We start from the raw sequence: 14,210 nt of genomic DNA, 5'->3' as shown, positions 1-14,210 counted from the left end.
GTATCTCCCAAATCACCGATTGCGCTTGATTTTCTCCGGCGACGCCAGTGAAATGGCGTCACAGGGGAGTATGCGATTGGCAGCGTTCGATGAAATGCTTCCGGAAGTCTCCGGATTGAGAAGACCGTATTCGGCTTATGATCGCTGGCTGAAGGAGCAGGATCCAGCCAGGCTGACCGAGAAGATGCAGGACGCCGAACGCGTCTTCCGCAAGACCGGCATCACCTTCGCCGTTTATGGCGAGCAGGAAGCTTCTGAGCGGCTGATCCCGTTCGATATCGTTCCCCGCATCATTTCAGGCAATGAATGGCGCCGCCTCACGCAAGGCATAGAGCAGCGCGTGCAGGCGCTGAACGCCTTCCTCGACGACATCTACCATCGCCAGGAAATCCTGCGGGCAGGGCGCGTTCCCAGGGAGTTGATCGCCAGGAACGAGGCATTCCTGCCGGAGATGATCGGGGTAAGGCCGCCGGCCGGCGTCTACACCCACATCATCGGCGTCGACATCGTCCGCATCTCGGAGGACGAATTCTACGTGCTGGAGGACAATGCGCGCACACCGTCGGGCGTCTCCTACATGCTGGAGAACCGCGAAACGATGATGCAGCTGTTCCCCGAGCTGTTCCAGAAGATCAAGGTGCGGCCGGTGGAAAACTACCCGCAGCTTCTGCGCCAGTCGCTGGCGGCGGTGCGGCCGCAAAGCACCAAAGGTGCGCCGACCATTGCGGTGCTGACGCCCGGCAGCTTCAACTCCGCCTATTTCGAACACGCCTTCCTCGCCGACCAGATGGGCGTGCAACTGGTCGAAGGCCAGGACCTGCGCGTCGTAGATGGCCATGTCGCGATGCGCACGACGGAAGGCTACAAGCAGATCGATGTCCTCTACCGGCGCGTGGACGATTCCTTCCTCGATCCGCTGACCTTCCGGCCGGACTCCGCACTTGGCATACCCGGTATCATGGATGTCTATCGGGCCGGCAACATCACCATCGCCAATGCGCCTGGCACCGGCATCGCCGACGACAAGGCGATCTATTCCTACATGCCCGAGATCATTGAATTCTACACCGGACGCAAGGCGATCCTGGGCAACATTCCGACCTGGCGCTGCTCGGAGCCGGACAGCCTGAAATACGTGCTCGAACACATCGACGAGCTGGTGATCAAGGAAGTCCATGGTTCCGGCGGCTACGGCATGCTGGTCGGGCCGGCTGCGACCAAGAAGGAATGCGAGACCTTTGCCAAGAAACTCCAGGCAAAACCTTCGAATTACATCGCCCAGCCGACGCTGGCGCTGTCGACATGCCCGATCCTGACGGAAAAGGGGCTGGCGCCGCGCCATGTCGATCTCAGGCCTTATGTGCTGGTCTCCGATCGCATCCAGATCGTGCCGGGCGGCCTCACGCGTGTCGCGCTGAAGGAAGGCTCGCTGGTCGTGAATTCCTCGCAAGGCGGCGGGACGAAAGATACTTGGGTGCTGGATGATTAAAGCGAATAGCGAATAGTGAGTAGCGAATAGGGGAAGGAGGGCAGCAAGACGGCGATCAATTCTTACAGGGACCTAATTGTTTGGAAAGCGGCCGTCGAGTTGGCGGTGGATTGCTATTCGGTAACCAAAGCCTTTCCAAGCAGCGAAATCTACGGGATGACCTCTCAGATGCGGCGGTCTTCCGTATCAATTGCAGCAAACATCGCCGAAGGGCATGGGCGGGAGAGTACGGGATCATTCATTCAATTTCTGCGCATGGCGCAGGGATCTCTCAAAGAGTTGGAAACACACCTGATCTTGTCTGAAAAAGTAGGGTTGATGGTTGAAGCAGAGGTGGTGCGTTTGCTTAGCAAGGCCGATGAGATCGGGAAAATGCTACGTTCCATGATCAGGAGTTTGCAACAAAAATCATGAAGCTGATTTTCCCCTATTCGCTACTCACTATTCGCTATTCGCTCGAAATCGGGGCACGATGATGCTTTTAGGCCGCACCGCCAACGGGCTTTACTGGATGAATCGCTATATCGAGCGGGCGGAGAACATGGCGCGCTTGGTCGATGCCGGTTTGCGCATGGCGCTGACTCGTACCCAGAGTGCCTCGGAAGAGTGGAATTCGGTGCTGCTCAGCGCCGGTTCCGACGTCACCTTCAGCCAGAAATATTCTGACTATACCGCGGCCAACGTCGCCGACTTCCTGTTGCGCGACACGTCGAACCCGTCGAGCACGATGGCGTCGATCGAGACGGCCCGCAACAATGCCCGCATGGTGCGTACCGCGCTGACGCGCGAAACCTGGGAAAGCATCAACGAAGCCTGGATGTCGCTGAAGCGGATGCTGGCCAAGCCGATCGACGAGCGCGACCTGCCCAGCGTACTCGACGCCATCAAGCGCGAGACGGCGCTGATCCGCGGCTCGTTCTACGGCACCATGCTGCGCAACGAAATCTTCGACTTCTCGCAGCTCGGCACCTATGTCGAGCGCGCGGACAACACGGCGCGCATCCTCGACGTGAAATATTATGTGCTGCTGCCGTCGATCTCCTGGGTCGGCTCGACGCTCGACAATTATCAGTGGGAATCGATCCTGCGTTCGGTCTCGGCGCATCGCTCCTACCGTTGGGTCTACGACGCCGATTACAAGCCGACCAACATTGCCGACTATCTGATCCTCAATGTCCGCATGCCGCGTTCGCTGATGTTCTGCTATCGCTTCCTGTCGGAGCACCTGAAATTCCTCGGCGACGATTACGGCGAACGCCATGCCTGCCACGCAACGGCCGAGAAGACGCAGACAATGCTGAGAGCCGGGTCGATCAAGGGCATATTCGACGCCGGGCTGCATGAGTTCCTGGCCAATTTCATTCGCGACAACACCAAGCTGGGCGAAGAGATCGCACAAGATTACCGGTTCAATTGAGCATGGTCCCGAAAGGTGGGAGCCGGTTTTCTCAGACAAACGAAACCGTTTGTCCGGAGATCAGGCTCACGAACGGAATAAAAGCATGCGGCTGAAGATCACCCACAGGACCGAATACCGCTACGATGCGCCGGTCCACTATCTGTTGCAGCGGCTGCGGCTGCTTCCAGTCAGCGGGTCGACGCAGACCGTTCTGTCCTGGGCCTTGACCATCGAAGGCGCGCGCGAAGAAGTTCGCTTTGTCGACCATTTCGGCAATGACACAAGGCTGCTAAGCGTCGAGGGCGAGCGCGACTTCATCACGGTGGAAGCATCAGGCGAAGTGGTGACACGCGACACCGCGGGTGTCTCGGGGCCGCACCAGGGCTTTACGCCGCTCTGGCTGTACAGCCATGAGACGCCATTGACGGTGATCGGCAGCGGTATCCGCGAACTCGCCGCATCGGTCGGCAAGGGCAGCGACATCGAAAGGCTGCACCGGCTGATGGCTGTCATCGGCGAGCGCGTTGTCTACACGCCCGGCACCACCAGTGCGACGACGCCGGCGGAGGAAGCCTTGGCGCTGAAAACCGGGGTCTGCCAGGATCACACCCATATCTTTGCCGCCGCGGCGCGTGCCATGGGCTTTCCGGCCCGCTATGTCAGCGGCTATCTGATGCTGGAAGCCACGGTCGAGCAGGCGGCCAGCCATGCCTGGGCCGAGGCGCATGTTTCGGGTCTCGGCTGGGTTGCCTTCGATGCCGCCAATGGCATTTCACCCGACGAGCGTTATGTAAAGGTGGCAACGGGCCGCGATTACCGCGACGCCACGCCGGTGTCGGGAATTCGGCTGGGACAGGCGGAAGAACAGCTTGCGGTCACCGTCACGGTGGAGCAGTAATCCTCGCAAGATTGCTGCCGAGCGATTCATCGTTTCAAGGAAACGCCGAACCGCTCTATCCCCTTGTTTTAACGCAATTCCGGACGGAAAACCGCTTCACACTTTTCCTGGAATTGCTCTAGAAGAGATTCCATGACCTATTGCGTTGGCCTGAAGATCGATCGCGGGCTCGTGTTCATGTCGGACACGCGTACCAATGCAGGCATGGATTCCATCTCCACCTTTCGCAAGATGCATGTCTGGGAAGAGCCGGGCGAGCGCGTCATCGTTTTGATGTCGGCGGGCAACCTGGCGACGACGCAGGCCGTGGTCAGCCTGCTTGACGAGCGCACCAAGGCGATCTCCGAAAGACATTCCACGCTGCTCGAAACGCCGTCGATGTACCAAACGGTCCGCATTGTTGGCGACACGGTCAAGGAGGTCATCGCCAATTCGTCGGCCGCCGGCGAGAAGGCGGATTCCTATTTCAATGCCTCCTTCATCCTCGGCGGCCAGATCAAGGGCAGCGAGCCGCGCTTGTTCATGATCTATCCCGAAGGCAATTTCATCGAATCGACCGATGACACGCCGTTTTTCCAGATCGGCGAGACCAAATACGGCAAGCCGATCATCATCCGCGCCTACGAAAAGACGATGAGCCTCGCCGAGACGGTGAAGCTGCTTTTGGTGTCGTTCGATTCGACGTTGAAGTCGAACCTGTCCGTCGGCTTGCCGCTCGACCTGCTGTTCCTGGAGAAGGACGCCTTCAAGGTCGGATTGAAGAAGCGGATCGGCCAGGACGACCAGTATTACCGCACGATCTCCGACGGCTGGTCGAATGCGCTGAAGACGGCCTTTGCCAGCCTGCCGGATTTCCCGGGCTGAGGCGTGCGGCATCCGTTGTCGGTTGCATCTATTTCACGCGTTAATTATAAGAGACCAGCCGCGATGGATGGTGGCGGTCGATCATGTCGGGAGGACAGGATGAACAACGATGATTTCCGGCAATGGTCGCGGCGCGCCGCCGACTGGGGCGCCGACTACCGCAATACGCTGCGCGAGCGGCCGGTGCGGCCGCTGGTCGAGCCTGGCGACATTTTCCGAGGCATTGAGGTTTCGCCGCCCGAAGACGCCGAACCGATGGACCGGATCTTCGCCGACTTCGAAGAGAAGATCCTGCCGGGAATGACGCATTGGCAGCATCCTCGCTTCTTCGCCTATTTCCCGGCCAATGCGGCGCCGGTCTCGGTGGTGGCGGAATATCTGGTTTCGGCGATGGCCGCGCAATGCATGCTGTGGCAGACGTCGCCGGCAGCGACCGAACTCGAAACGCGCACCGTCGACTGGATGCGCCAGGCGCTCGGTCTGCCCGATGGGTTCGCCGGGGTGATCCAGGATTCAGCCTCATCGGCGACGTTGGCCGCGGTGCTGACCATGCGCGAACGGGCGCTCGACTGGCAAGGCAACAGACAAGGCCTGGCAGGGCAGGCGCGGCTGCGCATCTACTCCTCCGACCAGGTGCATACTTCGATTGACCGGGCGATCTGGGTGTCCGGCATAGGCGAGGACAATCTCGTGCGCATTCCCGTCGCCGGCCGCTTTCGCGCCATGGATACGGCGGCACTCGAGGCGGCAATCATCGCCGACAGGGAAGCCGGCATGCTGCCGGCCGGCATCATCGCTTGCGTCGGCGGCACCAGCACCGGCGGCACCGACGACATTGCGGCGGTTGCCGAGGTGGCGCGGCGGCATGGGCTTTATCATCACGTGGACGCCGCATGGGCGGGATCGGCGATGATCTGTCCGGAGTATCGGCATTTCTGGACAGGCGTTGAAGGCGCCGATTCCATCGTTTTCAATCCGCACAAATGGCTGGGCGCGCAGTTCGACTGCTCGATCCAGTTTCTGCGCGATCCCGAAAGCCATGTGAGGACGCTGGCCATCAAGCCGGATTATCTGAAGACGCACGGTCACGACGGCATCATCAACTATTCCGAATGGTCGGTGCCGCTCGGCAGGCGCTTCCGCGCGCTGAAATTGTGGTTCTTGCTGCGCGCCCATGGCCTGGAAAATCTGCGCACGATGATCCGCAATCATGTCGGGTGGAGCGAAGCGCTGGCGGCGCGGCTGGCAAGGGAGCCGGATTTCGAGATCGTCAGCGAGTCGATGCTGTCGCTCTTCTCGTTCCGGCACAAGGCTGCAGCTGGCACTGATGCGGACGAGCACAATCTGCGCCTGGTCAATGCGATCAACGACGATGGCCGCATCTACCTGACGCAGACGAAGGTCGATGGCAGGATCGCAATCCGCTTCCAGGTCGGCCAGTTCGAGGCGACCGCCGCCGATGTTGATACGGCCTTCACCGTCATCACGGAAATCGCGCGCGCAATGGATTGATCGGGCACAATCTGGTTTGCGTTCGTATTCACCTTGGCAATCACACGCATTTCATTAGCCGGCTCATGCCTTTTCATCGGTTTCGTTTTCGACTATAGACAAGAAAAACGAAAACGGGAGGTTGCCTATGTATCTGTCGCCGCGCCATGCCGAGATTATCCAGATGGCTAAGGATCATGGCCGCGTGCTGGTCGATGATCTGGCCACCCACTTCAATGTGACGCCGCAGACCATACGCAAGGACCTCAACGATTTGTGCGACCAGCGGCTGCTCTCGCGCATCCATGGCGGCGCGCTGTATCCCTCTGGCATCGAGAACATGGAATATGAGGCGAGACGCAAGATCGCCGCCGACGAGAAGGAGGCGATCGGCCGTGCGGCCGCCAGGCTGATCCCCGACAATGCCTCGCTGTTCATCAACATCGGCACCACGACCGAGTCGGTCAGCAAGGCGTTGCTCGATCACAACGGTCTCATGGTCATCACCAATAACATCAATGTTGCCAATAGGATGCGGATATATCCCTCGATCGAGGTGGTGATCGCCGGCGGGGTTGTGCGCGGTTCCGATGGCGGTGTGGTCGGCGAAGCGGCGGTCGACTTCATCAGGCAGTTCAAGGTCGACTATGCGGTGATCGGTGCATCCGCCATCGACCATGACGGCGCTCTGCTCGATTTCGATTTTCGCGAGGTCAAGGTGGCGCAGGCGATCATCGCCAATGCAAGGCATGTCATCCTGGTTTCCGACCAGACCAAATTCGAGCGAACCGCACCGGTGCGCATCGGCCATCTGTCGCAGGTCAACACCTTCATCACCGATCGTTGCGACATCCCGTCAGTGCGCAAGATCTGCCAGGAGGCCGAGGTTCAGTTGATCGAGACGTCGCTCGCCTAGGCGGTTTCTGCCCGATATCACGCGCTCGTGATATTTCGTTTGACATTCGTTATCATTTCGAAATAATTCCGACACGGTTTCGTAAAAGCCCAAAAATGGTGCAATGCGAAATCGTTGGAGGAATTGTGGAAGCATCTCCGATCCGTGACATTTTCGTCATAGGTGGCGGCATCAATGGCTGCGGCATTGCCCGTGACGCCGTCGGTCGTGGCTTTTCCGTGTTTCTCGCCGAGATGAACGACCTAGCCAGCGGAACCTCCTCGGGTTCGACCAAATTGATCCATGGCGGCCTGCGCTACCTCGAATTCTACGAATTCCGCCTGGTGCGAGAGGCGCTGATGGAGCGCGAGGTTTTGTGGAAGAACGCGCCGCACATCATCTGGCCGATGCGGTTCGTGCTGCCCTATGCCAAGGGCCTGCGTCCGGCCTGGCTGATCAGGCTCGGTCTCTTCCTCTACGACCACATTGGCGGGCGCAAATTGCTACCCGCGACCCGGACGCTGGACATGGCCAAGGATCCGGCCGGCAAGCCTTTGAAGCCGCTGTTCAAGAAGGCCTTCGAATATTCGGATGGCTGGGTCAATGATGCGCGACTGGTGGCGCTGAACGCGCGTGATGCCGCCGACCGCGGCGCCACGGTCCGCACCCGCACGAAAGTGACCGGCGCGCGCCGCGAAAACGGTCTGTGGACGATCCAGATCGAGGATCTGCAGACCGGCGAGACCGAGGAAATCAAGGCGCGACTGCTGGTCAATGCCGCCGGCCCCTGGGTCGATCATGTGCTGTCTGGCGTCGTCGGGCTCAACGATGTGCACAATGTGCGCCTCGTGCAGGGCAGCCACATTGTCATCGCCAGGAAGTTCGACGATCCGCGCGCCTATTTCTTCCAGAACAAGGATGGTCGCATCATCTTCGCCATTCCCTATGAGGAAGAGTTCACACTGATCGGCACCACCGACCAGGATTATCCCGGCGATCCGCATGACGTGAAGATCAGCGACACCGAGATTGATTACCTCTGCGCCGCGGCAAGCGAATATTTCGCCCAACCCGTCAAGCGCTCGGACATCGTCTGGACCTATTCGGCCGTCCGTCCGCTCTATGATGACGGAGCCTCCAAGGCGCAGGAAGCGACGCGGGACTATGTGCTCAAGGCCGATGGCGGCGACGGCGCTGCCCCAATTGTCAATGCTTTTGGCGGCAAGATCACCACCTATCGCCGGCTGTCGGAATCGATGCTGGAAAAGATCGAGAGTTTTCTCGGCAAACGCGGCAAGCCGTGGACGGCAAACGCGCCGCTGCCGGGCGGCGATTTCCCGGCCACCGGTTTCGATGCCGAAGTGGCGAAATTGAAAACCGCTTATCCATTCCTCGACGCGCGCCTGGCTCGCCGGTTGACCCGGCTCTATGGAACCCGCGCGAGGATGCTGCTGGGGCTGGCCAAATCGAACGTCGATCTCGGCCGCAACTTCGGCGCCGATCTCTACGAGGCCGAGGTGCGCTATCTCGTTCAAAACGAATGGGCCGTCACATCAGAAGATGTATTGTGGCGCCGGACCAAGCGCGGTCTGCATCTCAGCCGCGAGCAGGTGGCGGCGCTCGATGAGTTCATGCGCGGCATAAGCCGGCGCCATGTCGCGGCTGCCGAATGAAGAGGGGTTTGAGCTGATGCGGAAGGCCTGGGAGGAGGCGTCATGCTGGAACTGAGAAACGTCACCAAGGCGGTCGGCGCGGTCGAGCATATAAGCGACGTGTCGCTGACGCTCCAGCACGGCTCGCTCAACGTCCTGCTCGGACCTACGCTTTCCGGCAAGACAAGCCTGATGCGGCTGATGGCCGGCCTGGACGTGCCGACCTCCGGTTCGATCTGGTTCGACGGCCAGAATGTCACCGGTGTGCCGGTGCAGAAGCGCAAGATCGCCATGGTCTACCAGCAGTTCATCAACTATCCGGCGATGACCGTTTATGAGAACATTGCTTCGCCGCTGCGGGTGGCCGGCATCGAGCAGGCCAGGATCGACAGCCAGGTGCGTGAAGCCGCGGCTCTTCTCAAGCTGACGCCCTATCTCGACCGCACGCCGCTCAGCCTGTCCGGTGGCCAGCAGCAGCGCACCGCGCTGGCGCGCGCCATCGTCAAGAACGCCAGCCTGGTGCTGCTCGACGAACCGCTCGCCAATCTCGACTACAAATTGCGCGAGGAACTGCGCGCCGAATTGCCCAGGATATTCGCCGCCGCCGGCACCATCTTCGTCTACGCCACGACCGAGCCGCACGAGGCGCTGCTGCTCGGCGGCAACACGGCGACGCTTTCGCAAGGCAAGATCACCCAGTTCGGGCCGACCATCGAGGTGTTCCGCAAGCCGGTAGATCTGGTGACAGCCAGGACGTTTTCCGATCCGCCGCTCAACACCATCGTGCTTGCCAAGAAGGGCGAGGATTTCCTGCTCGAGGGCGGCGTGAACCTGCCGGTGCCGGCCGAGCTCTCCGGCATTGCCGATGCCATGTACACCATCGGTTTTCAGCCGCACCACCTGTCGCTCGATCGGCCCAATGCGGCGGCCGTACCGGTGCGCGCCAAGGTGACGATCACCGAGATCACCGGATCGGAGAGCTTCATCCATCTCGATTTCGCCGATGCGCGCTGGGTCATGCTGACCCATGGTATCAGGCATTTCGAGCCGGACGAGGTGGTCGAGGTGTTCATCGATCCGCGCCACATCATGGTTTTCGACGAGCACGGCAGCGCCGTGACTGCGCCGAAGCTGGCGGCTTGAGGGCAAGAGATGGCACGCATCGACGTCAACCATGTCAGGCATTCCTACCTGCCGAACCCGCAGAAGGATGCCGATTTCGCGCTACGGGAAGTGCATCATGTCTTCGAGGACGGCGGCGCCTATGCGCTGCTCGGGCCCTCCGGTTGCGGCAAGACCACGCTGCTCAACATCATTTCGGGATTGTTGCACCCCTCGCACGGCCAGTTGCTGTTCAACGGCAAGGACGTGACCAATTTGTCGACGCAGGAGCGCAACATCGCGCAGGTGTTCCAGTTCCCGGTCATCTACGACACCATGACCGTCTACGACAATCTGGCCTTCCCGCTGCGCAACCGCGGCGTGCCGGAAGCCGATGTCGATCGGAAGGTTCGCGAGACGCTGGAGATGATCGATCTGGCGTCGTGGGCGAAGAAGAAGGCGAGGGGCCTGACCGCCGACCAGAAGCAGAAGATCTCGCTCGGCCGCGGCCTGGTGCGCTCCGACGTCAACGCCATCCTTTTCGACGAGCCGCTGACCGTCATCGATCCGCACATGAAGTGGGTGCTGCGCTCGCAGCTGAAGCAGTTGCACCGCCGCTTTGGCTACACCATGGTCTATGTGACCCACGACCAGACCGAGGCGCTGACCTTCGCCGAGCAGGTCGTGGTCATGTATGATGGCGGCATCGTGCAGATCGGCACACCGGCCGAATTGTTCGAACGCCCGCGCCATACCTTCGTCGGTTATTTTATCGGCTCGCCGGGCATGAACGTCATGCCGGTGGCAATCGACGGCAAGACGGCGACGCTCGGCTCACAGCGCATCGAACTGCCGGGCGCACCCAAGGCAGCCAGCGGCGCCGTCGAGCTCGGCATCCGTCCCGAATATGTCCGGCTCGGCCGCGAAGGCATGACCGTGCAGGTCAGCAAGGTCGAGGATCTCGGCCGCCACAAGGTGGTGCGCGCCAAGCTCGAAGGCCGCGATATTTCTGCCGTGATCGGTGAGGACGAGACCCTGCCCGCCGATCCGAAGGTGCGGTTCGACCCGGCCGGCATCAACATCTATGCCGATTCCTGGCGTGTCGAGATGGAGGCCTAGATGGAGAAGACCTGGAACAACAAGGCCTGGTTCATGGTGCTGCCGGTCCTCCTGCTGGTGGCGTTCTCGGCGGTGATCCCGCTGATGACGGTGGTCAACTATTCGGTACAGGACACGTTCGGAAACAACGTCTTCTTCTGGAACGGCTCGGACTGGTACACCGAGATCCTGGAGTCGGAACGCTTCTGGCTGTCGATGGTCCGCAACCTGATCTTTTCCGCAACCATCCTCGCCATCGAGATCCCGCTCGGCATCTTCATCGCTCTCAACATGCCCAAGAAAGGCTGGGGCGTGCCGGTCTGCCTGGTGCTGATGGCTCTGCCGCTGCTGATCCCGTGGAACGTCGTCGGCACGATTTGGCAGGTGTTCGGCCGCATCGACATCGGCCTGCTCGGCTATACGCTGTCGTCGCTCGGCTTCGACTACAACTACGTCAACGATCCGACCGACGCCTGGGTGACGGTCATCCTGATGGACGTCTGGCACTGGACAAGCCTCGTCGTTCTGCTCTGCTACGCCGGACTGGTCTCGATCCCCGATGCCTTCTATCAGGCGGCCAAGATCGATGGTGCATCGCGCTGGGCAGTGTTCCGCTACATCCAGCTGCCGAAGATGAACCGCGTGCTTCTGATCGCGGTGCTGCTGCGCTTCATGGACTCATTCATGATCTACACCGAGCCGTTCGTCGTCACCGGCGGAGGTCCCGGCAATTCGACGACGTTCCTGTCGATAGACCTGGTCAAGATTGCCATCGGTCAGTTCGATCTCGGGCCGGCGGCCGCCATGTCGATCATCTACTTCCTGATCATCCTTCTGCTGTCTTGGGTGTTCTACACCGTCATGACCAATGTCGATGCGGAGCGCTGAGATGAGCGGCGCCAACGAAGGAACGACGAGGCAGGACCGAGTGCGTGAGACGGCGGTTTCGGACGGGCTCGCCAGCACCTTGTCGCAGGACCAGCTTGCGCGGCTGATGCGCCGGCGCGGCGAAGAATCCCGGTTCTGGTGGTTGGTGCCGACGATCTACATCATCTTTCTGATGCTGCCGATCTACTGGCTGGTCAATATGAGCTTCAAGACCAATCAGGAGATCCTGGGCGCGTTTTCGCTGTGGCCGAAGAGCCCGACCCTGGCCAACTACATCGTGATTTTCACCGACCCGTCCTGGTACAAGGGCTACATCAATTCGATCATCTATGTCGTCATGAACATGGTGATCTCGGTTTCGGTGGCGCTGCCGGCTGCCTACGCTTTCTCGCGCTACCGGTTCCTCGGCGACAAGCACCTCTTCTTCTGGCTATTGACCAACCGCATGGCGCCGCCGGCGGTGTTCGCGCTGCCCTTCTTCCAGCTCTATTCGGCCTTCGGGCTGATCGACACGCATATCGCGGTGGCGCTGGCACACTGCCTGTTCAACGTGCCGCTGGCGGTGTGGATCCTCGAGGGTTTCATGTCCGGCGTGCCGAAGGAGATCGATGAGACCGCCTATATCGATGGCTACTCCTTCCCGCGCTTCTTCCTGAAAATCTTCATGCCGCTGATCGCCAGCGGCGTCGGCGTGGCCTGCTTCTTCTGCTTCATGTTCTCATGGGTCGAGCTGCTGATCGCGCGCACCTTGACCACGACCGCCGCCAAGCCGATCGCGGCGATCATGACGCGCACGGTCTCGGCCTCCGGGCTCGACTGGGGCGTGCTCGCCGCCGCCGGCGTGCTCACCATCCTTCCAGGCGCGCTCGTGATCTGGTTCGTCCGTAATTACATCGCCAAGGGCTTCGCCCTGGGGAGGGTATGACCATGAACCTCACCTGGATGGCATGGACGCTGCCAACGGCGATCTTTTTCATCACGATCCTGGTGCTGCTCTGTGGCATGGCGGTCTGGGAATACGCCTCGCCTGGCGGCAATCCCCGGGTCGGCGTCCTGCGCTTTGAGACGACGCGCGGCGACCGCCTCTTTGTTTCGCTGCTCGGCAGCGCCTTTATCCATCTCGCTTGGCTGGGTCTTGTCGGACCCAACCTGTGGTGGGCTCTCGCTCTCTCCGTAGTCTACGCCGTCGGCGTGTTCCGCTACGTATAGAGGGGGAAACTGTTGGAGCGACCGCGTGCCGACGACCGCTCCAGATCGCACTTGAAACTGAAAAGTGGAGGAAACGAAATGCGAAGGCAATTTTTAACATCAACGACTGCGCTTGTCCTGCTCTGGGGAGCAGGCCAGGCCTATGCCGGAATGGACGAAGCCAAGACCTTCCTCGATACCGAAATCAAGGACTTGTCGACGCTCGATCGCGCCGGCCAGGAAGCCGAGCTGCAATGGTTCATCGATGCCGCGAAGCCTTTCGCCGGCATGGACATCAAGGTGGTCTCCGAGACCATCGATACGCATAGCTATGAGTCCAAGGTTCTGGCGCCCGCCTTCACCGCGATCACCGGCATCAAGATCACTCACGACCTGATCGGCGAAGGCGACGTCGTCGAGAAGCTGCAGACGCAGATGCAGTCGGGCGAGAACATCTACGACGCCTACGTCAACGACTCCGACCTGATCGGCACCCATTGGCGCTACCAGCAGGCGCGCAGCCTGACCAAGTGGATGGCGAACGAGGGCAAGGACGTCACCAACCCCAACCTCGACCTCGCCGACTTCATCGGCACCAAGTTCACGACCGCTCCGGACGGCGACCTCTACCAGCTGCCCGACCAGCAGTTCGCGAATCTCTACTGGTTCCGCTACGACTGGTTCAACGACGAGAAAAACAAGGCCGATTTCAAGGCCAAGTACGGCTACGACCTCGGCGTTCCGGTCAACTGGTCGGCCTATGAGGACATCGCCGAGTTCTTCACCGGCCGCGAGATCGACGGCAAGAAGGTCTATGGCCACATGGACTACGGCAAGAAGGACCCGTCGCTCGGCTGGCGGTTCACCGATGCCTGGCTGTCCATGGCCGGCAATGGCGACAAGGGCCTGCCGAACGGTCTTCCGGTCGACGAATGGGGCATCAAGGTCAACGAGAAGTCGCAGCCTGTCGGCTCGTGCGTCGCGCGCGGCGGCGACACCAATGGCCCGGCTTCCGTGTATTCGATCCAGAAATACCTGGATTGGCTGAAGGCCTATGCGCCGCCGGAAGCCCAGGGCATGACGTTCGGCGAATCCGGCCCCGTCCCGTCGCAAGGCACGGTCGCGCAGCAGATGTTCACTTACACCGCCTTCACCGCCTCCTTCGTCAAGGACGGGCTGCCGGTCGTGAACGCGGACGGCACGCCGAAATGGCGCTTTGCTCCGTCGCCGCACGGCGTCTACTGGAA

At 60.6% G+C, this 14,210-nt stretch carries 14 protein-coding genes; all 14 read left to right on the top strand.

The window, feature by feature from the left end; translation table 11 throughout:
- Positions 1 to 76 precede the first annotated feature (76 nt).
- Positions 77 to 1,489 carry a circularly permuted type 2 ATP-grasp protein gene (locus tag EOB59_RS23930; protein WP_023812984.1) on the top strand — a complete coding sequence of 471 codons (1,413 nt, stop codon included), beginning with the start codon at positions 77 to 79 and terminating at the stop codon, positions 1,487 to 1,489.
- A 54-nt stretch (positions 1,490 to 1,543) separates the two neighbouring features.
- A complete protein-coding gene (locus EOB59_RS23925; protein ID WP_127270768.1) occupies positions 1,544 to 1,903 on the top strand; it encodes a four helix bundle protein in 360 nt (119 codons plus the stop codon).
- A 61-nt stretch (positions 1,904 to 1,964) separates the two neighbouring features.
- A complete protein-coding gene (locus tag EOB59_RS23920) occupies positions 1,965 to 2,906 on the top strand; it encodes an alpha-E domain-containing protein (protein WP_027036710.1) in 942 nt (313 codons plus the stop codon).
- 85 nt (positions 2,907 to 2,991) lie between these two features.
- Complete coding sequence (locus EOB59_RS23915) at positions 2,992 to 3,786, top strand: transglutaminase family protein (protein ID WP_127273300.1); 795 nt, start codon at positions 2,992 to 2,994, stop codon at positions 3,784 to 3,786.
- A 132-nt stretch (positions 3,787 to 3,918) separates the two neighbouring features.
- The gene (locus EOB59_RS23910) at positions 3,919 to 4,650 is read left to right on the top strand and encodes a peptidase (RefSeq protein ID WP_128289382.1); all 732 of its coding nucleotides are present in this window, start codon (positions 3,919 to 3,921) and stop codon (positions 4,648 to 4,650) included.
- 99 nt (positions 4,651 to 4,749) lie between these two features.
- Positions 4,750 to 6,162, top strand: a complete 1,413-nt coding sequence (locus EOB59_RS23905; protein WP_128289381.1) for an aspartate aminotransferase family protein — start codon at positions 4,750 to 4,752, stop codon at positions 6,160 to 6,162.
- Positions 6,163 to 6,289: 127 nt separating this feature from the next.
- Positions 6,290 to 7,057 carry a DeoR/GlpR family DNA-binding transcription regulator gene (locus EOB59_RS23900; RefSeq protein ID WP_127258922.1) on the top strand — a complete coding sequence of 256 codons (768 nt, stop codon included), beginning with the start codon at positions 6,290 to 6,292 and terminating at the stop codon, positions 7,055 to 7,057.
- A 125-nt stretch (positions 7,058 to 7,182) separates the two neighbouring features.
- Positions 7,183 to 8,709, top strand: coding sequence for a glycerol-3-phosphate dehydrogenase (gene glpD / locus EOB59_RS23895; RefSeq protein ID WP_128289380.1), 1,527 nt, complete (start codon positions 7,183 to 7,185; stop codon positions 8,707 to 8,709).
- A gap of 42 nt (positions 8,710 to 8,751) precedes the next feature.
- Complete coding sequence (locus EOB59_RS23890) at positions 8,752 to 9,831, top strand: ABC transporter ATP-binding protein (RefSeq protein WP_128289379.1); 1,080 nt, start codon at positions 8,752 to 8,754, stop codon at positions 9,829 to 9,831.
- A gap of 9 nt (positions 9,832 to 9,840) precedes the next feature.
- Positions 9,841 to 10,908 carry an ABC transporter ATP-binding protein gene (locus EOB59_RS23885; protein WP_127269024.1) on the top strand — a complete coding sequence of 356 codons (1,068 nt, stop codon included), beginning with the start codon at positions 9,841 to 9,843 and terminating at the stop codon, positions 10,906 to 10,908.
- Positions 10,909 to 11,775, top strand: coding sequence for a sugar ABC transporter permease (locus EOB59_RS23880; RefSeq protein WP_127272310.1), 867 nt, complete (start codon positions 10,909 to 10,911; stop codon positions 11,773 to 11,775). It abuts the gene before it with no gap.
- Between the two features lies 1 nt (position 11,776).
- A complete protein-coding gene (locus EOB59_RS23875; protein WP_027036701.1) occupies positions 11,777 to 12,700 on the top strand; it encodes a carbohydrate ABC transporter permease in 924 nt (307 codons plus the stop codon).
- 2 nt (positions 12,701 to 12,702) lie between these two features.
- The gene (locus EOB59_RS23870) at positions 12,703 to 12,984 is read left to right on the top strand and encodes a DUF2160 domain-containing protein (protein ID WP_127269597.1); all 282 of its coding nucleotides are present in this window, start codon (positions 12,703 to 12,705) and stop codon (positions 12,982 to 12,984) included.
- 78 nt (positions 12,985 to 13,062) lie between these two features.
- A partial coding sequence (locus tag EOB59_RS23865) for an ABC transporter substrate-binding protein (RefSeq protein ID WP_245486725.1) occupies positions 13,063 to 14,210 on the top strand: 1,148 nt, incomplete at its 3' end.

Source organism: Mesorhizobium sp. M7A.F.Ca.MR.176.00.0.0 (genome assembly GCF_004023165.1).
Lineage (GTDB): Bacteria > Pseudomonadota > Alphaproteobacteria > Rhizobiales > Rhizobiaceae > Mesorhizobium.
This window is presented reverse-complemented; position numbering and strand designations above follow the sequence as displayed.